A 17,180-nucleotide genomic window follows, 5' to 3' on the forward strand; every position below is an offset into this window, starting at 1 on the left:
GGGCGGGGCGGCGGGGCGTGAGCGGGGATCAGCGGGCCCTCGTGCCAGAGGGGTCACCGTGGCCACATGAGCCACGGTGACCCCTGCCGTATCAGCCCTTGCTGGCGCCGAGGGTGAGTCCGGCGATGAAGTGGCGCTGCAACAGCAGGAAGACCAGCACCGTGGGAAGCGCCACGATCACCGAACCCGCCGCGAGCAGGTTGTAGTCGGTGAAGAACTGGCCGCGCAGATTGTTGAGCGCGGAGGTGATGGGCAGCTTCTCGCCGTCGGAGATGAAGACGAGCGCCCACAGGAAGTCGTTGTACATCCAGGTGAATTGCAGGGTGGCGAGCGCGGCCAGCGCGGGCCGGCACAGCGGAAGCGTGATGTTCCAGTACTGCGTCCAGACCCCCGCTCCGTCCACCCGCGCCGCCTCCACGATCTCATCGGGAATGGTGCGCATGAAGTTGGCGAGGACGAAGACGCAGAATCCCACCTGGAAGGCGACCTGAACGGCGAGCACGGCCCAGTAGGAGTCGTACATCGTCATCGAGTCCGACATCCAATAGGGCAGATCGATCTTGGTGAAGAGCACATAGAGCGGGGTGACGATGACCTGCTGCGGCAGCAGATTGCCCGCCGTGAACACCATCAGCAGCACCAGCCCGCCGCGTATTCTCAGCCGGGTCGCGCAGAAGGCGACGAACGAGGCGAGGAACAGCGTCAGCAGCACCCCGGGCACCGCGATGATGAGCGAGTTGACGAAGTACTTGCCCATTCCGGAGTCGTTGAACGCCTTGGCGTAGTAGTCGAACGACAGATGGCGCGGCAGCGAGAAATAGCCGTATTTCGCGGTCTCCTCGTACGGCCGCAGCGAGGCGTAGACCGCGAGCAGCAGCGGGGCGAGGAAGGCGAGCGACACGACCATCAGAAAGGCGTGCAGTCCGAGCCGGCCACGGGTCACCCGACGCTTGCCGGTACCGGTCGCCGGGGTCACGGTCCGCACGGGGGCGGTCGGCGTGGTGAGGGTCATCGCTTCTTCCCCCCTCGCAACTCCTGGACCAGATAGGTCACGATGAATCCCAGGGACACGGTCAGCAGGACGACGGCGATCGCGGAGCCGAATCCGATCCGGCTGGCCTCGCCGATGATGTTGTCGGTGACCAGCACCGAGAGCAGTTCGAGCCCGTTGCGGCCGTGGTTGATGGCATAGACGATGTCGAAGGCGCGCAATGCCTCGATCACCGTGATGACGCCGACGATGATGTTGACCGGCCGCAGGGTGGGCAGCACCACCCGGAAGAAGGTCTGGGTCTCGCTGGCGCCGTCGATCGCGGCGGCTTCCTTGAGCGAGGGATCGACGGATTTCAGCCCGGCCAGATAGAGGATCATCACATACCCGGTGTGCCGCCAGGCGGCCGCCAGCAGCACCATCCAGATATTGAGGTCCGGGTCTCCGAGCCAGTCCACGGGGTCGTTCTTGTTGGCGAGGATCGCGTTCAGCGCACCCTGGTCGCGGGAGAAGACCAGCTGTGCGATGAAGCCGACGATGGCGAGGGAGAGCACCACCGGCATATAGAGGGTGGACTGGTAGAAGCGGCTGAATCGGACGCCCTTGTCCAGCAGGACCGCCAGCAGCAGTCCGAAGGGGGTCGCGACCAGGCCGAGAAAGGCCACCCAGAGCAGATTGTTGCGAACCGCGGGCCAGAACGGCGGATAGTCGGTGAAGAGGGTCTTGTAATTGTCGATGCCCACCCAGTGGATGTCGCCGATGCCGTCCCAGTTGGTGAAGGACAGGCCGACGGAGGCGAGGGTCGGGCCCCAGATCAGGGCCAGGTCGAGCAGGACGGGTATGCCCAGCAGCACGCCGATGACGGCGAGGTCGCGGGGGGTGAACCTCCGCGGACCCCGCCGTTTGGCACGCCGCGCGGTGGTGAGCGGCACGGCGCGGATCTCCTAGTCGCTGGCGAAGATGGTCTTCTTCTGGGACTCGATGTCCTTGGTGAGGCCGTCGATGTCGTTGGGCTTGTTGATGAACTGCTGAATGGCCCGGATCATCACCTGGGACGCGAAGTCCGGCCGGGTGTCGCGGTCCATGAACTGCGATATCTGCTTGGCGTTCGAGACGAGGTCGACGGCCTTCTTCTGGAGCGCGTTGTACGACGAGGTGGACGCCTTGTCGTTGACCGCGATGTTGTTCGGGTCGCGCTTGAGGTAGATCTCCTCGGCGGCGGGGGTGGCGAGGTACTTCATCAGCTCCTTGCCCTCCTTCTGCCGCTTGGACTTCTTCGCCAGCAGAAAGCCGTCGATCGGCGCCTCCACCGCGTCCTGGCCGTAGGCGGAGTCGATCTCGGGGAAGGCGAAGAAGTCCAGATCCTCGCGGTCGGCGGCGGAGAACTGCTGCCCGGGGTGGGGCAGCCCGAAGACCGCCATACCGGACTTCTTCTGGGCCAGGCTCTGGGCGGCCTCCTGCCAGGTCCGCCCGTTGGCGCCCTTCTGGTGGTAGGGCATCAGCCCGCGCCACAGGTCGAAGACGTGTTTGACCTTGGGATCGGTCCAGGACTCCTCGCCGCCCATGAGCGAGACATGGAAGTCGTAGCCGTTGGCCCGCATGTTGAGATAGTCGAAGGTCCCCATGGCGGGCCAGCCGTCCTTGTCGCCGAAGGCGATGGCGTCGAGACCGTCCTTGTCCATCCGCTTGGCGAGCGCCCGGAACTCGTCGAAGGTCTTGGGAATCTCGTAGCCGTGCTGGGCGAAGACGCTCTTCCGGTAGAAGACCGCCCAGGGGTAGTAGTAGTACGGCACCAGGTACTGCTTGCCGTCCTTGCCGGTCGACTGCGCCTTGAGCGCGGCGGAGAAGCCGTCGAAGCCCTTCCAGAGGTCGCTGATATCGGCGAGCTGCCCCTGTTCGGCGAAGAATTGCATGCGGTATCCGGCGAACCACATGAAGACGTCGTCGGGGGTGCCCTTCAGATAGCGGTTGATGCCCTCCTGGAAGGCCTCGTGGTTGACGGTGTTGACCTTGACCTTCTTGTCCGACTTCTTCTCGTACGCGTTGAAGACCTCGGCGAACGCCTTACGGGGCACGGCGTCGGAGGCATTGGAGCCGATCTTCACTTCGTCGCCCGGACCACCGCAGGCGGTCAGCAGCGCCGGAAGGGCGACCGCGCCGGCTCCGGCCGCGGTGCCCCGTAGTAGCGCACGGCGGGAGATCCGATGTCCTGACGATGACGGTTCCATGTGCCCCTCCACAGAGGTTCAATCAAACACAACCGAACGCGAGTGAGGGGATCTCACCCGGCCGCCAGGCCAATCGTCAAGGGTTTTGACAAGATATCGAACAACTGTTATCGCAACTCTTCCAACAGACTCCAACAGGGTCTACCGTAAACGCTCGCATGTGACGCAGCCATGACACTGCGTTACCCCCGCTGAGGACGGAGGACCCGCATCGTGCGCCACCGCTGTTTCCGACCCGCGAGCCGAAGAGTCATCGGAGCACTGAGCGCCGGACTGCTGGCCACGGTCGGCCTGGCCCTCCCGGCCGTCGCCCAGCCCGCACATCCCGCCGAGGTCACCCCATCGGTCTCCGACCCGGGCGCCGCGCCCGGTGACGGGCTCGCCCTCACCCCTCCGATGGGCTTCAACAACTGGAACTCGACCAACTGCCGCGCGGAGTTCAACGAGGCGATGGTCAAAGGCATCGCCGACATCTTCGTGGACAAGGGGCTGAAGGACGCCGGATACCAGTACGTCAACCTCGACGACTGCTGGGCGCTGCCGGAGCGCGACGCCAACGGCAAGCTGGTGCCCGACCCGGACCGCTTCCCGAACGGCATCAAGGCCGTCGCCGACTATGTCCACTCCAAGGGCCTGAAGATCGGCATCTACACCAGCGCGGGCACCAAGACCTGCAACAGCGCGGGCTTCCCCGGAGCACTCGGCCATGAGGAGTCCGACGCCCAGCAGTTCGCCGACTGGGGCATCGACTACCTCAAGTACGACAACTGCAATAACCAGGGCGTCGACGCCAAGCAGCGCTACCGCACCATGCGCGACGCCCTGAAGGCCGCGACCGAGACCACCGGCCGCCCCATCGTCTACAGCATCTGCGAATGGGGCGAGAACAAGCCGTGGGAGTGGGCAGGGGACGTCGGCCAGCTCTGGCGGACCACGGGCGACATCAGCGACAACTGGGGCAGCATGCTGTCGATCGCCAAGCAGAACCTGCCGCTCGCGCGGTACGCCGGGCCCGGCCGCTGGAACGACCCCGACATGCTGGAGGTCGGCAACGGCGGGATGACGGACACCGAGTACCGCAGCCACTTCTCGCTGTGGTCGATCATGGCCGCGCCGCTGCTGATCGGCAGCGATCTGCGCGAGGCGTCCGCCGAGACCTATGAGATCCTCGGCAACCGCGACGTCATCGCCGTCGATCAGGACCCGCTGGGCAAGCAGGGCACCGTGGTCTCCTCCGAGGGCGGGCGCTGGGTCATCGCCAAGGAGATGTCGGACGGCAGCCGCGCCGTCGCGCTGTTCAACGAGACCGGCCAGCCGCAGCACATCGCCACCTCGGCGACCGGGGTCGGGCTGCCCCGGGCGACCGCGTACCGGCTCCGCGACCTGTGGTCGCACAAGGACTACAACACCGCCGGAGCCATCTCGGCCACCGTCCCGGCCCATGGCACCGCGCTCTACCGGGTCTCGGCCGACACCCGCTGGGCCTCCTACCCGCCCGCCGCCGAACTCGGCCTCGACGGCGCGGTGCTGACCGAGGCCGGGACCGCGGCCCAGGTCGACACCGCGGTCACCGACCTCGGCCGCACCCCGGCCCAGCAGGTCGCGGTCCGGCTCACCGGCCCCGACGGCTGGCGGATCAAGGCCACCTCCCCGACCCGGGCCGCCTCGCTGCCCACCGGCTCGAAGCTGGCCACACGCTGGCAGGTCACCGCGCCGACCGGTGCCAAGCCCGGTCCGTACGACCTCACGGTCAGCGCCGACTACCGCTCACCGGGAGGCGACAAGGCCACCGCCCGGCTGGTCTCGGCGGTCCATGTGGTGGTCGCTCCGCCCTCCGGCAACTCGTACGCGAGCGATCTGCCGTGGCTGAGCGCGCTCAACGGCTGGGGTCCGGTGGAGAAGGACACCAGCGTCGGCGAGGACCAGGCGGGTGACGGCCATCCGCTCACCATCGACGGCACCACGTACGCCAAGGGCCTGGGCGTGCACGCGCCGAGTGAGGTCACGTACTACACCGGCGGCCGGTGCTCGCGCTTCACCGCGCGGGTCGGCGTGGACGACGAGCAGGGCAGCGAGGGGTCGGCCGGCTTCGAGGTCTGGGCGGACGACGCCAGGGTGGCGTCGTCGAAGACGCTGACCAACGCCGATCCGGCCGCCGCGCTCGACGCCGCCATCGACGGGGCGAAGACGGTGCGGCTCGTGGTCACCGACGGCGGGGACGGGGTCACCAGCGATCACGGGGACTGGGCCGAGGCGGCCTTCACCTGCTGAGACGGCCTGAGTTCCGCCCCTTCCCGTGGCCGCCCCGGGCTCAGCACTCGGGCAGCCCGGGAAGGGGCTCGTCATTCTCGCCGCCCTTGACGTAGACGACGCTCACATAGACATCCCGATGGCCGTTGTCATCGTCGGTCCTGGCCCACCACACGTTCGTCCACTTGCCGTAGTTCTCCCGGCGGCCCAGGTTCTCCTGGCAGTAGAAGTAGTTCACGCCGTGCTTGAGGGTGCCGACCGGCTCACCGCCGTGGGTGTACGAGGTGGCGTCGCGCCACACCTCGCAGTCGTACCGCCCGCCGCCGCTGCCGTGGCAGACGGGCGCGGCGCCCGAGGGCGGGTCCGATGGAGCCGCCGGGCCGCTGGCGTCACCGCTGCCACCGCCGTCGTCCGGGGTGGACGAGGCCGTGTCATCCGGCCGCGCGCTGCCCTGCCCGGCCGTGGCGCTCGCCTTGCCGCCGCCCGGCGCGGCGGACTTCCCCGGGCCCGCGGATTCGCTCGGCGCATCCCCCGTCCGCCCCGACTCCGTGCTGTGGCCCTCGCCCCCCACCAGTGCGTACGTCAGCCCGCCGCCGGTGAGCGCGACGGTGGCGGCCGCGGCGGCGATGAGCGCTCCGCGGCGCCTGCGCCCCGCGCTGCGCGGCCGGGCCCCGCTCCCCGCGCCCGGCTCCCCACCCACCAGTTGCTCCGCCACGGGCGGCGGGCCGAAACCCGGAGGCGGGGCGGACGCGGCTGGTTCGCTCGGCGGAACGGGCGGGGGCGGCGCGGCCGCGCCGCGCGGCGTCTCCCCGGCCGCCACCTCCGCCAGCATCCGGCGCGCCTCGGCGGCGGACGGCCGCCCCCGCGGGTCCTTGTCCATCAGCGCGCGCAACACGGGCGCCAGCGGCCCGGCCAGCCGGGGCTCGGGCAGCGGCTCATTGACGATCGCGGTGAGCGTGGACCACACGGAGGTGCGGCGGAACGGCGAGGAGCCCTCCACCGCCGCGTACAGCGTCATTCCCAGCGCCCAGACGTCCGAGGCCGGGCTCGGGTCCTGGCCCTGGGCGCGCTCGGGCGCGAGGTAGTCCAGGGAGCCGATCAGCTCGCCGCTGCGGGTCAGCTTGGTGGTCGCACCGTCCTCGGGCGCCTCGAGGCTCGCGATGCCGAAGTCCGTGAGGACGACACGGCCCTCGCGGTCCAGCAGCACGTTGCCGGGCTTCACATCGCGGTGCAGCACCCCGGCGCCATGGGCCGCGCCGAGCGCGTCCGCGACCTCGGCGCCGATCCCCGCAGCCTCCCGGGGGCCGAGGGTGCCCCGCTCGTCGATCAGATCGTCGAGCGAGGGCCCGTCGATCAGCTCCATGACGATGAGCGGCAGCCCGTCCTCCTCGGCCACGTCATGGACCGTGATCACACCGGAGTGCCGGATCCGGGCCGCCGCCCGCGCCTCCCGCTGCATCCGGGTGCGCAGATCGGCCAGTTCGGCGCTGGAGGCGTCGGTGTGGGCGCGCAGCACCTTGACCGCGACCTCCCGGCCGAGCACCGCGTCCACGGCCTTGCAGACCACGCCCATGCCGCCGCGGCCGAGGCTGCCCGTCACCCGGTACCGCCCGCCCAGCAGCCGCCCCGACAGATCCCCGCCCATGTCCGCCGGTGCCACCGCTCCGCCTTCCCTCGCGCTCTCCTCGGCCCCGCCCGGCCGCCGTTGGGCATCCGGGCTCAGGGCGAACAGCTTAGGGGGCGACGGTGACAGCGAGTCATGGCCAAACGGTGAAGGAGCGGACTCAGTCCCCGGCCGGACGCGGGCCCGCCGCCGGGCCGAACCCCTCCAGCCGCGCCTCCTGGGCCGCCGCGGCGGCCGCGCCCACCAGCCCCGCGTCCGTGCCCATCTGCGCCGGAACGACCTCCAGCCCCCGGACGAACGACAGGGTCGCGTAGTCGCCCAGGGCGCGCCGCAGGGGCGCGAAGAGCACGTCCCCGGCGCCCGCCACCCCGCCGCCGATGACCGCCACCTCGATCTCGACGAGCGCGGCGGTCGCGGCGATACCGGCGGCCAGGGCCTGGGCGGCCCGTTCGAAGGAGGCCCGCGCGACCGGGTCTCCGGCCCGCGCCGATGCTGCCACCGCCCGGGCGCTGGTGTCGCCGTCCGGCCCCGGGCGCCAGCCGCCGTCCAGGGCGCGGCGGGCGATGTTGGGGCCGCTGGCGATCCGCTCCACGCAGCCGCGTCCGCCACAGGGGCAGGGGTCGCCGTTGAGCTCCACGCTGATGTGGCCGATGTGCCCGGCGTTGCCGGTCGGGCCCGGATACAGCCTTCCGCCCAGGACCAGCCCGCCGCCCACACCGGTGGAGACCACCATGCACAGCGCGCTCTTACGGCCCCGCGCCACGCCCTGCCAGTGTTCGGCGGCCGTCATCGCGGGCCCGTCGCCGACCAGGGACAGCGGCAGTGCGCCGGTGGTCTCGCGGACCCCGGCGACCAGCGGGAAGTCTCTCCAGCCGGGGATGTTGACGGGGCTGACGGTGCCCACGGAGGCGTCCACCGGGCCCGCGCTGCCGATGCCCACGGCGGCCGCCCGCGACCAGTGCGCGGTGGCCGCGAGCTCCTTGAGCACGGCGGTGACCTGCCGCATCACCGTGGCGCCTGACTCCTGGGCGCGGGTGGCGCGGCGGGCCCGTACGACGAGCTTTCCGCTCCCGTCCACCAGAGCGCCCGCGATCTTGGTCCCGCCGATGTCGAGTGCGGCGATGAGGTCACGTGGCATAGGTGTCGTCTCTCCTGGTGGGCATGCTGGCGGGCAGGGCGTGTTCGGTGTGCGGCCATAGTCTTCCCGGCGCTGACAACGTTGTCCAGGGGCTATGCTCGTCACTCCTTCCCCCACGACGACCAGCGACGGGACGAGCGCACTGTGACCGACACCGCCCCGGGTACCGCCAGCCGCACCCCCACCCGCCGTTACGGCACCCGGCCCACGATGAAGGACGTCGCCGCGCGGGCCGGGGTCGGCCTCAAGACCGTCTCCAGAGTGGTCAACGGCGAGCCGGGCGTCACCCCCGACACCGAACGCCGCGTCCAGGAGGCCATCACCGCGCTCGGCTTCCGCCGCAACGACAGTGCCCGCATCCTGCGCAAGGGCCGTACGGCGAGCATCGGTCTTGTCCTGGAGGACCTGGCCGACCCCTTCTACGGTCCGCTGAGCCGCGCCGTCGAGGAGGTCGCCCGGGCCCATGGGGCGCTGCTGATCAACGGGTCCAGCGCGGAGGACCCCGAGCGCGAGCAGGAGCTGGTGCTCGCCCTGTGCGCGCGCCGGGTCGACGGCCTCGTCATCATCCCGGCCGGTCATGACCACCGCTATCTGGCGCCCGAGATGGCGGCCGGGGTGGCCACCGTCTTCGTCGACCGGCCTGCGGGGCGCGTCGAGGCCGACGCCGTGCTCGCCGACAGCTTCGGCGGTTCCCAGGACGCCGTCGCCCATCTGATCGCCCACGGACACCGGCGGATCGGCTTCCTCGGCGACCTGCCGGGCATCCACACCGCCGCCGAGCGGCTGCGCGGCTATCACGCGGCGATGAGCGAGGCCGGGCTGCCGGTCCATGACGCCTGGGTCTCGCTCGGCCCCACCGATCCGGAGCGGGTCCGGACCGCGGCCACCGCGATGCTGGACGCCGCCGAGCCGGTCACCGCGCTCTTCGCGGGCAACAACCGGGTCACCGTCACGGTCGTACGGGTCCTGGCCGAGCGCCCCGCGCCCGCCGTCCCGGTGGCCCTCATCGGCTTTGACGACTTCGAGCTCGCCGATCTGCTCTCCCCCGGGATCTCCGTCATAGCCCAGGACTCGGCACAGCTCGGCCGCACCGCCGCCGATCTGCTCTTCCGCCGCCTCGACGGGGCGGGCGGGGACCCCCGGCGACTCGTGCTGCCGACCCGGCTGATCCCGCGCGGCTCGGGTGAGCTGCCCCCGCCCGCGGCGTCCTGAGCGCCCCTCCCCCAACGGCGCGCCTCCCCGGACGCCCGGGCCGCCTTCCCCGGACGCCCGGTCTTCCCGGGACGGCCCGCCGCCCACGAACGCCTGGACGGCCCCGCTCCGGTTGCCCCGGTCCCCCGCTCCCCCCAGGGTGGAGGCCGAGGGCCCGGGGCCTGTCCGACGGAACGAGGGAGACGCGATGAGCGGGCGCCGAACGCGGACGATCTGCGCGGTGAGCCTCATGGCCGTGCTGGCGCCGGCCGCCGTCGGCTGTTCGGAGGACGGGGGCACCCCGTCCTCCGAGGTGTCCCGGGCCTCCGCCGCCATCGCGTCCGCGCGGGCGTCGGCGCAGGCCGAACTCGACAAGATCAAGGGCGGCTCGCAGGCCAAGCGCGAGGTGAAGGTCGGCCGGGTGAGCCGCGACGGCGCGGGACGTGCCGTGGCTCCGCTGACCGTGACCAACGCGGGCAAGCACCCGGCCGGTTACGCCATCGAGATCAACTTCCGCGACGCGAGCGGGGACTTGGTGGACGCCGTCGTCCTGCGCCTGCCCAAGGTGGCCCCGAACCAGCCCACCCCGGCCACCGCCCGCAGCCACCGCAAGCTCACCGGCCGCATCACGGCGAACGTGGGCACGGCACTGCGGTACTGACCCCGTACTGAGCCCCCGTACCGACCGGTGCTCCCGAAAGGCGCAGAGGCTATGTCACAGGTGCACCACAGGTTCGCGGACATCCAGGGCCGACGGCTGTTCTACCGCGAGGCAGGGCCCGCGGACGCCCCCGCGCTCGTCCTCCTGCACGGCTTCCCCACCAGCTCGTTCATGTTCCGCGAGCTCATCCCGCGCCTGGCGGACCGCCATCGGCTCATCGCCCCCGACCATCTCGGCTTCGGATTCTCCGACGCCCCCGGGGTCGATGAGTTCGACTACACCTTCGACGCCCTCACCGACCTCACCGCCGGTCTCCTCGACCACCTCGGCCTCGACCGCTACGCCCTCTACGTCCAGGACTACGGCGCGCCCATCGGCTGGCGCCTCGCCCTGCGCGCCCCCGAAGCGGTCACCGCCATCGTGACGCAGAACGGCAACGCCTACGACGAGGGCTTCGTCGAGGACTTCTGGCGGCCCGTATGGGCCTATCAGGCGGATCAGGGCCCGGCGAACGAGGAGGCCGTCCGCCAGGCCCTCTCCCTGGACCTGATCAAGTGGCAGTACGTCACCGGAGCTCCCGACGAGAGTCTGGTCAGCCCCGACACCTGGCACCACGACTTCCAGCAGGTGTCCCGCCCCGGCAATGACCTGGTCCAGCTCGAGCTCTTCCGGGACTACGCCACCAACAGCCCCCTGTACCCCCGGGTGCACGAGTACTTCCGCGCCCACCAGCCGCCCCTGCTCGCCGTATGGGGCCGCGACGACCCCATCTTCGGCCCCGACGGCGCCCGCGCCTTCGCCCGCGACAACCCGAAGGCCGAGGTGCACCTCCAGGACGGCGGCCACTTCCTCCTCGAAACCGGCCTGGACGAGGTGGTCCCCCTGATCCGGACGTTCCTCGGCACCCACGTGGGCGCCCGCTGAACCACGCCCGACCCGGTGTCAGCCGCCCCGGCCGGGTGCGCCCGTGCGGCCCGTGGCGGCCAGCAGGGCGATCACGGCGAGGGCGGCCAGCAGGATCAGGACCAGCAGGAGCACCGTCAGCACGGTGGGGTGGTTCCACAGGGCGAACACCGCGACCGGCACCAGCAGGGCCGCCGTCGTCAGCCCCCGCCGGTGGTCGGCGGTCCAGGTACCGGCCCGGCCGGTGCGCATCCCGTGGGCCGCGCCCCAGCGGGCCGCGCTGTCGGCCAGGACCTCGGCCCGGCCGCGTACCGCGCTCGGCAGCCGCCCGGGGCCCGCCAGATAGGCGCCGAGCGCGACCACGAGGCCGAGCACCAGCACGGTGAGCACGGTGACCCGCAGGAAGCGGACCACCGTGTCGAAGAGGGCCGAGGCGGCCTCCCGGGACAGCACGCTGGTCGGCACGTGGTCGAGGTAGTAGCGGCGGCCCACCACCAGGAGCAGCACCAGGCCGAGGGAGGCGAGCGCGGTGCCCAGGGCCGCGCGGGCGAGCGCCCGGCGGCGCCGGCGGGCGAGCACCACTCCCGTACCGCCGAGGGTCACGGTCAGCGCGGGCAGCCAGTTCCCGGCCAGGTCGAGCAGGCGTGCCGACCGCCGGAGGGTGTCGAGCCGGTCGGAGTGGAAGAGGACGAGCCGCTGGTGGATGTCGGGGACGCCGGTCACCGCGGGGAGTCCGGCGTCCACCAGTTGCTGTCTGACCCGCTCCACGGCGGCGCCGACGTTGAGGGTGACGGTGTGGCCCTCGACGCCGACCGGCCCGCCGCCCTTGCCGGTGAGGGCGCTCACGACGGCGGTGTGGGCGGCCCGGTTGGCGCCGGTCCACACGGCGGGGAACTGCTCGCTGCGCACGATGTGGGCGGCCACCTTCCGCACCGCCTGGTCCAGGGCCGAGTCCAGCTGCGGGGCCAGCCCCTCGATGGTGTCGGCGGCCCGCTCGGGGAGGCCGTGGGCGCGCAGCCAGGAGGCGATGTCGTCGGTGATCTCCTGGCTGTTGTGGCGGATGTCGACGGCCTTGCTGACCTGTTCCACGGCGGTGTCCTGGATCGCCGGGTCCTTCGCGAGCGGGGCGACGGTCGCCACATAGCGGTCGGTGTCCAGGACGATGTCATGGACCCACACCGTCAGCACGGACACCGGTACGAGGAGGCAACCGAGCAGGATCAGCAGGGCCGACACGGCGCTTCTGGCCATGACACCCATCTCCCGCCCTCACCGGCGGGGCCGCATCCCGGGTGACACGTGCGGGTGAGCGGATGTGACCAAGCGGATCAGCGGGCCCGGCGGGACGGGCCGAGCCGTGGGCCCCAGCGGTTCCGGTGTGCCGGGCCGGTCAGGGGGCGGCCGGGGCGGCGCGGCCCGCCAGCGCGTCGAGTTCGGCGCGGCCGAGCCCGGTCAGCCGCTCGACCTCGGCGGCGTCGAGGGCCCCGCAGTCCAGCCCGCGCACCAGATGGCCGCTGAGCGCCTTCGCGGTGGCCGGTTCGTCGGCGACGCCGCTGGGTCCGGCCGTACGGTCCACATACGCGGCGAGCCGTTCCGCCGCCGCCTCCAGGCCCTCGCGGTAGAACGCGTAGACGGCGGCGTAGCGGGTCGAGAGGTGGCCGGGGTGCATGTCCCAGCCCTGGTGGTACGCGCGCGCCAACGACCGCCGTACCAGGCGGTGGTGGAGCCGCCAGGCGTCGTGGACCCGCTCGGTGGGGCCGACCGGCAGCACGTTGGTGGAGCCGTCGGAGAGTCGTACGCCGGTGCCCGCGGCGGCGACCTGCATCACGGCCTTGGCGTGGTCGGCCACCGGGTGGTCCATGGACTGATGGGCGGCGCCCACGCCGCAGGAGGCGCTGTAGTCGAAGGTGCCGTAGTGGAGTCCGGTGGCCCGTCCCCCGGCGGCGTCGATCATCCGGGCGACGGTGGCGCGGCCGTCCGGGCCGAGGATGGCCTGGGTGGTCTCGATCTGGATCTCGAAGCCGATACGGCCGGGGGCGAGCCCGTGGGCCTTCTCGAACTCCCCGCACAGCCGGGCCATCGCGGTGACCTGCTCGGCGTACGTCACCTTGGGCAGGGTGAGCACCAGGCCGTCCGGCAGCCCTCCGGCCGCCATCAGTCCGGTGAGGAAGATGTCGAGGGTGCGGATGCCGCGGTCGCGCACGGCGGCCTCCAGGCATTTCATGCGGATGCCCGCGTAGGGCGGCGCGGTGCCGTCGGCGCGGGCGGCCGCGATGAGCCCGGCGGCGCGGGCGGCCGCGGCGTCCTCCTCGGCGTCGGGCCGGGGGCCGTAGCCGTCCTCGAAGTCGATCCGCAGGTCCTCCACGGGTTCGCGCTCGAGCTTGGCCCGCACCCGGGTGTGGACGGGCTCGGCGAGTTCGTCCGGGATGCCGAGGACGGCGGCGAAGGAGCCGGCGTCGGGGGCGTGCCGGTCGAGGGCCGCCAGCGCCTGGTCGCCCCAGTCGCGCACGGTACCGGCGGTGACGAGGTCGGCGGGGACGTAGACGGTGTGGACGGGCTGGCGGGTGCCGGGGTCGCCCGGGTAGCGGCGGGCCAGCTCGGCGTCGACGGCGGCGAGGGAGTCGGCGACGGCCGCCCGTACGGCACCGGGCAGGCTGGTGCGCACCGTCTGCTGAGGCTCAGGCTCCATGTCCGCTTCTCCACCCTTCCCGGCCACTTCCGCGCTGCGGAAACGATGATCCGTCCGGTGAAGTTAGCCAGTCGCGGAACGGCGGGTCAACACCCTCCCGGCGGCCGTGAGGCCCCGTGCGCGATGCGCGTACGGGGCCTCGGCGGAGGTCCGGCGGGGGTCAGCCCTTGCGGGACTTGACCTCCTCCGTCAGCTGCGGGACGACCTCGAAGAGGTCACCGACCACGCCGTAGTCGACCAGGTCGAAGATCGGGGCCTCGGCGTCCTTGTTGACCGCCACGATGGTCTTCGAGGTCTGCATACCGGCGCGGTGCTGGATCGCGCCCGAGATGCCCGCCGCGATGTAGAGCTGCGGCGAGACGGTCTTGCCGGTCTGGCCCACCTGGTTGGTGTGCGGGTACCAGCCCGCGTCCACCGCGGCGCGGGAGGCGCCGACGGCCGCGCCGAGGGAGTCGGCGAGGGCCTCGACGACGGGGAAGTTCTCCGCGCCGCCCACACCACGGCCGCCGGAGACCACGATCGCGGCCTCGGTCAGGTCCGGGCGCCCGGTCGACTCGCGCGGTGTGCGCGAGACGACCTTCGTACCGGTGGCCCGCTCCGAGAAGGACACCTCCAGCGCCTCGGCCGCGCCCGCGGCCGGGGCGGCCTCCACGGCGGCCGAGTTCGGCTTCACGGTGATCACCGGAGTGCCCTTGCTGACCCGGGACTTGGTGGTGAAGGCGGCGGCGAACACCGACTGCGTGACCACCGGGCCCTCGTCACCGGCCTCCAGGTCCACGGCGTCGGTGATGATGCCCGAGCCGATGCGGACCGCGAGCCGGGCCGCGATCTCCTTGCCCTCCGCGGAGGACGGGAACAGTACGGCGGACGGCGACACGGCCTCGTACGCGGCCTGGACCGCGTCCACCTTCGGGACGACGAGGTAGTCGGCGAACTCGGGCGCCTCGGCGGTCAGCACCCGCGCGGCGCCGTGCTCGGCGAGGGTGGGCGCGGTGTTCCCGGCGCCGGAGCCGAGGGAGACGGCGACGGGCTCGCCGATGCGGCGGGCCAGGGTCAGCAGCTCCAGGGTGGGCTTGCGGACGGCACCGTCCACGTGGTCGACGTAGACGAGGACTTCAGCCATGGGAATCGCTCTCCTGCGACATGCGAAAGATCTGGGCGGTAAGGGGGGCAGCGTGGCTCAGACGAACGTCTGACCCGCGAGGCGGCATCAGATGAATTTGCGCTCCGCGAGAAAGGCGGCGAGCTGCTTACCGCCCTCCCCCTCGTCCTTGACGATCGTGCCCGCGGTGCGGGCCGGACGCTCGGTGGCGCCGTCCACGGCGGTCCAGGCGCCCTCGAGACCGACCTCGTCCGACTCGATCTCCAGGTCCTCCAGGTCCCAGGACTGCACCGGCTTCTTCTTCGCCGCCATGATGCCCTTGAACGACGGGTAGCGGGCCTCACCGGACTGGTCGGTCACCGACACCACCGCCGGAAGCCGTGCCTCCAGCTGCTCGGACGCGGTGTCCCCGTCACGGCGCCCCTTCACGGTGCCGTCCTCCACCGACACCTCCGACAGCAGCGACACCTGCGGCACGCCAAGGCGCTCCGAGAGCATCGCCGGGAGCACGCCCATGGTGCCGTCGGTGGAGGCCATCCCGCAGATCACCAGGTCATACCCGGTCTTCTCGATGGCCTTGGCCAGCACCAGCGAGGTGCCCAGCGCATCGGTGCCGTGCAGATCGTCGTCCTCGACGTGCACGGCCTTGTCCGTCCCCATCGACAGCGCCTTGCGCAGCGCGTCCTTGGCGTCCTCCGGGCCGACGGTCAGGACCGTGATCTCGGCGTCATCGGCCTCGTCGGCGATCTGCAGGGCCTGCTCGACCGCGTACTCGTCCAGCTCCGAGAGCAGGCCGTCCACGTCGTCGCGGTCGACGGTCAGGTCTTCGGCGAAGTGCCGGTCGCCGGTGGCGTCGGGCACGTACTTCACACAGACAACGATCCTCAAGCTCACGCCGGCTCTCCTACTGCATCGTCTCTACCGAGCTGCCTTGTTGCTGGCAGCATAGGCGCCTTCGGGGGCGGGACCCGGGCGGGACCGCGGGCGGTTTCCTGCCGGGGCGTCCCATGCACCGCAGCAAAATATTACTCGTCAGTACACCCAGCTCGTTCCCCGTACGCAACCCGCTTGAACTGTGACCTTGCCAACGGCGGTGATCAACGCGAGGCGTACATGCCAAGCAGAGAGGCGGCGGGCTCAGTCTCGGAGGGCGTTGAAGCGCCCCTGGTGGTACAGCAGCGGACGGCCGGTCCCGGCCGCGGTACCCGTGGTGACCTCGCCGATCAGCACCCGGTGGTCCCCGGCGGGTATCCGGGCCACCACCCGGCACACCAGCCACGCCAGCACCCCGTCGAGCACCGGCACGCCCTGCGGTCCCGAGCACCAGCCGGTGGCCGGTCCGAAGCGGTCGGCACCGCTGCGTGCGAAGGTCGCGGCCAGCTCCCGCTGGTGCTCGCCCAGGACGTGGACACCGACGTACTCGGCGTCGGAGAGCACCGGCCAGCTCGAGGAGCCGGTGCCCACGCCGAAGGAGAGCAGCGGCGGCTCGGCGGCCACGGAGGCGAGGGAGGTGGCCGTGAAGCCGACCGGGCGGGTGCCCTGGGCGGTGATCACGGCGACGCCTGAGGCGTGGCGGCGGAAGACGGAGCGGAACAGGTCGGACGTCGTCGGTCGGGACGTGCCGAGGTCGTGCGTTGCCGTCATGGACTTGTCCTTCTGCCGGAGGTACGGGCGGGGGCTGCGCTTGTCCTCGTTCGCTCACCCGCCCGGACACCGTGCGCCGGCGGTCCGCATCAGATCCACGTGCACACGTCCGTAAAGGAGGGGTCCAGGCCGCATGCCGTTCACCCTGACCACGCGGGGTGCGGACCGTCAAGTGGGGCCGGGGGACGGTGATTCACACGGCATCACCCACAGCGGCGATGACATCGGCCCGGCGCGGCGGTCCGGAGGCCCGCCGTACGATCCGCCCGGCCGCGTCGAGCACCAGCACGGTGGGGGTACGGGCGATGTCCAGCGCCCGGACGAGCTCCAGCCGCGACTCGGCGTCGATCTCGATGTGCGCCACCCCGTCCACCATCGCGGCCACCTCGGACAGCGTCCGCCGGGTGGCCCGGCAGGGCTGGCAGAAGGCGCTGGAGAACTGGACCAGCGTCGCCCGCTCGCCCAGCTCCGCACCGAGCACGGCCGCGCCCAGCCGCGGGCTTCCCTCGCCGTCTCGCACCTGTTTCCTCCCGGTCGGGCCGTCGTGGCCTCCGATGGGCCCCTTCGCCGGACCTCTGGTTGGGCCTCCGTCCGGGCCTCCCTGGTTCAGCGTCCTGGGCGGCCCGGGGATTCCCCGGGAGCTCTCCGACGTGATGAGGATCTCTTGGCCGGGCCGTGCCGCGCGGTAGCACAACGAGACGACATCGGGCACCATCTGCCAGAAGCCGGATACCTACGGCCGCGTAACTTCCGCCGGGA

Annotated in this window: 16 protein-coding genes; 4 read left to right on the top strand and 12 right to left on the bottom strand. The window is 71.6% G+C overall.

Annotation, left to right across the window (positions count from 1 at the left end; all coding sequences use genetic code 11):
* Positions 1 to 91 precede the first annotated feature (91 nt).
* Genes VT50_RS04945 through VT50_RS04955 form a run of 3 tightly spaced genes read right to left on the bottom strand, consistent with a single transcriptional unit; the run spans position 92 to position 3,219 of the window.
* Positions 92 to 1,012, bottom strand: a complete 921-nt coding sequence (locus tag VT50_RS04945; protein WP_046084612.1) for a carbohydrate ABC transporter permease — start codon at positions 1,010 to 1,012, stop codon at positions 92 to 94.
* A complete protein-coding gene (locus tag VT50_RS04950; RefSeq protein WP_046084613.1) occupies positions 1,009 to 1,923 on the bottom strand; it encodes a carbohydrate ABC transporter permease in 915 nt (304 codons plus the stop codon). The genes VT50_RS04945 and VT50_RS04950 overlap by 4 nt, the downstream gene beginning before the upstream one ends.
* A gap of 12 nt (positions 1,924 to 1,935) precedes the next feature.
* On the bottom strand, positions 1,936 to 3,219 hold the full coding sequence (locus VT50_RS04955) for an ABC transporter substrate-binding protein (RefSeq protein ID WP_206269344.1): 1,284 nt from the start codon (positions 3,217 to 3,219) through the stop codon (positions 1,936 to 1,938).
* A 213-nt stretch (positions 3,220 to 3,432) separates the two neighbouring features.
* On the opposite strand from VT50_RS04955, the gene VT50_RS04960 reads away from it, so the two are divergent.
* Positions 3,433 to 5,490, top strand: a complete 2,058-nt coding sequence (locus tag VT50_RS04960; RefSeq protein WP_046084614.1) for an NPCBM/NEW2 domain-containing protein — start codon at positions 3,433 to 3,435, stop codon at positions 5,488 to 5,490.
* 40 nt (positions 5,491 to 5,530) lie between these two features.
* On the opposite strand, the gene VT50_RS04965 is transcribed toward VT50_RS04960, so the two are convergent.
* Both VT50_RS04965 and VT50_RS04970 read right to left on the bottom strand, forming a co-directional pair.
* Positions 5,531 to 7,114, bottom strand: coding sequence for a serine/threonine-protein kinase (locus VT50_RS04965; RefSeq protein ID WP_046084687.1), 1,584 nt, complete (start codon positions 7,112 to 7,114; stop codon positions 5,531 to 5,533).
* A 139-nt stretch (positions 7,115 to 7,253) separates the two neighbouring features.
* Positions 7,254 to 8,231 (bottom strand): ROK family protein, encoded by a 978-nt coding sequence (locus VT50_RS04970; RefSeq protein ID WP_046084615.1) that lies wholly within the window; start codon positions 8,229 to 8,231, stop codon positions 7,254 to 7,256.
* A gap of 144 nt (positions 8,232 to 8,375) precedes the next feature.
* Between VT50_RS04970 and VT50_RS04975 the strand changes: the two genes are divergently transcribed.
* The 3 genes from VT50_RS04975 to VT50_RS04985 all read left to right on the top strand — a co-directional run bounded on the left by VT50_RS04975 (position 8,376) and on the right by VT50_RS04985 (position 11,007).
* On the top strand, positions 8,376 to 9,443 hold the full coding sequence (locus tag VT50_RS04975) for a LacI family DNA-binding transcriptional regulator (protein WP_046084616.1): 1,068 nt from the start codon (positions 8,376 to 8,378) through the stop codon (positions 9,441 to 9,443).
* Between the two features lie 187 nt (positions 9,444 to 9,630).
* Positions 9,631 to 10,083 (top strand): hypothetical protein, encoded by a 453-nt coding sequence (locus VT50_RS04980; protein WP_046084617.1) that lies wholly within the window; start codon positions 9,631 to 9,633, stop codon positions 10,081 to 10,083.
* A 51-nt stretch (positions 10,084 to 10,134) separates the two neighbouring features.
* The gene (locus VT50_RS04985; RefSeq protein ID WP_046084618.1) at positions 10,135 to 11,007 is read left to right on the top strand and encodes an alpha/beta fold hydrolase; all 873 of its coding nucleotides are present in this window, start codon (positions 10,135 to 10,137) and stop codon (positions 11,005 to 11,007) included.
* Between the two features lie 18 nt (positions 11,008 to 11,025).
* Here the strand turns inward: VT50_RS04985 and VT50_RS04990 are convergent, their stop codons facing one another.
* The 7 genes from VT50_RS04990 to VT50_RS05015 form a co-directional block, all read right to left on the bottom strand.
* Complete coding sequence (locus VT50_RS04990) at positions 11,026 to 12,237, bottom strand: hypothetical protein (RefSeq protein WP_046084688.1); 1,212 nt, start codon at positions 12,235 to 12,237, stop codon at positions 11,026 to 11,028.
* A 139-nt stretch (positions 12,238 to 12,376) separates the two neighbouring features.
* On the bottom strand, positions 12,377 to 13,675 hold the full coding sequence (locus VT50_RS04995; RefSeq protein WP_046084619.1) for a DUF6986 family protein: 1,299 nt from the start codon (positions 13,673 to 13,675) through the stop codon (positions 12,377 to 12,379).
* Between the two features lie 160 nt (positions 13,676 to 13,835).
* Positions 13,836 to 14,798: an electron transfer flavoprotein subunit alpha/FixB family protein gene (locus tag VT50_RS05000; RefSeq protein WP_046084620.1), complete on the bottom strand. Its 963-nt coding sequence runs from the start codon at positions 14,796 to 14,798 to the stop codon at positions 13,836 to 13,838.
* Positions 14,799 to 14,885: 87 nt separating this feature from the next.
* The gene (locus tag VT50_RS05005; RefSeq protein WP_046084621.1) at positions 14,886 to 15,671 is read right to left on the bottom strand and encodes an electron transfer flavoprotein subunit beta/FixA family protein; all 786 of its coding nucleotides are present in this window, start codon (positions 15,669 to 15,671) and stop codon (positions 14,886 to 14,888) included.
* Between the two features lie 243 nt (positions 15,672 to 15,914).
* A complete protein-coding gene (locus VT50_RS05010; protein ID WP_046084622.1) occupies positions 15,915 to 16,421 on the bottom strand; it encodes a flavin reductase family protein in 507 nt (168 codons plus the stop codon).
* Between the two features lie 54 nt (positions 16,422 to 16,475).
* Entirely contained in the window at positions 16,476 to 16,556 is an 81-nt protein-coding gene (locus VT50_RS41260; protein WP_317259516.1) for a putative leader peptide, read from the bottom strand.
* Between the two features lie 58 nt (positions 16,557 to 16,614).
* Positions 16,615 to 16,941 (bottom strand): TlpA family protein disulfide reductase, encoded by a 327-nt coding sequence (locus VT50_RS05015; protein WP_046084623.1) that lies wholly within the window; start codon positions 16,939 to 16,941, stop codon positions 16,615 to 16,617.
* Positions 16,942 to 17,180 lie beyond the last annotated feature (239 nt).

It is taken from the genome of Streptomyces antioxidans, assembly GCF_000968685.2.
GTDB classification, from domain to species: domain Bacteria; phylum Actinomycetota; class Actinomycetes; order Streptomycetales; family Streptomycetaceae; genus Streptomyces; species Streptomyces antioxidans.

Bases quoted from the DNA above. Each gene is read 5' to 3' on its own strand.
- VT50_RS04945 (WP_046084612.1), bottom strand. From the start codon at position 1,012: ATGACCCTCACCACGCCGACCGCCCCCGTGCGGACCGTGACCCCGGCG.
- VT50_RS04955 (WP_206269344.1), bottom strand. From the start codon at position 3,219: ATGGAACCGTCATCGTCAGGACATCGGATCTCCCGCCGTGCGCTACTA.
- VT50_RS04965 (WP_046084687.1), bottom strand. From the start codon at position 7,114: ATGGGCGGGGATCTGTCGGGGCGGCTGCTGGGCGGGCGGTACCGGGTG.
- VT50_RS04970 (WP_046084615.1), bottom strand. From the start codon at position 8,231: ATGCCACGTGACCTCATCGCCGCACTCGACATCGGCGGGACCAAGATC.
- VT50_RS04980 (WP_046084617.1), top strand. From the start codon at position 9,631: ATGAGCGGGCGCCGAACGCGGACGATCTGCGCGGTGAGCCTCATGGCC.
- VT50_RS04985 (WP_046084618.1), top strand. From the start codon at position 10,135: ATGTCACAGGTGCACCACAGGTTCGCGGACATCCAGGGCCGACGGCTG.
- VT50_RS04990 (WP_046084688.1), bottom strand. From the start codon at position 12,237: ATGGCCAGAAGCGCCGTGTCGGCCCTGCTGATCCTGCTCGGTTGCCTC.
- VT50_RS04995 (WP_046084619.1), bottom strand. From the start codon at position 13,675: ATGGAGCCTGAGCCTCAGCAGACGGTGCGCACCAGCCTGCCCGGTGCC.
- VT50_RS05000 (WP_046084620.1), bottom strand. From the start codon at position 14,798: ATGGCTGAAGTCCTCGTCTACGTCGACCACGTGGACGGTGCCGTCCGC.
- VT50_RS05010 (WP_046084622.1), bottom strand. From the start codon at position 16,421: ATGACGGCAACGCACGACCTCGGCACGTCCCGACCGACGACGTCCGAC.
- VT50_RS41260 (WP_317259516.1), bottom strand. From the start codon at position 16,556: ATGCGGCCTGGACCCCTCCTTTACGGACGTGTGCACGTGGATCTGATG.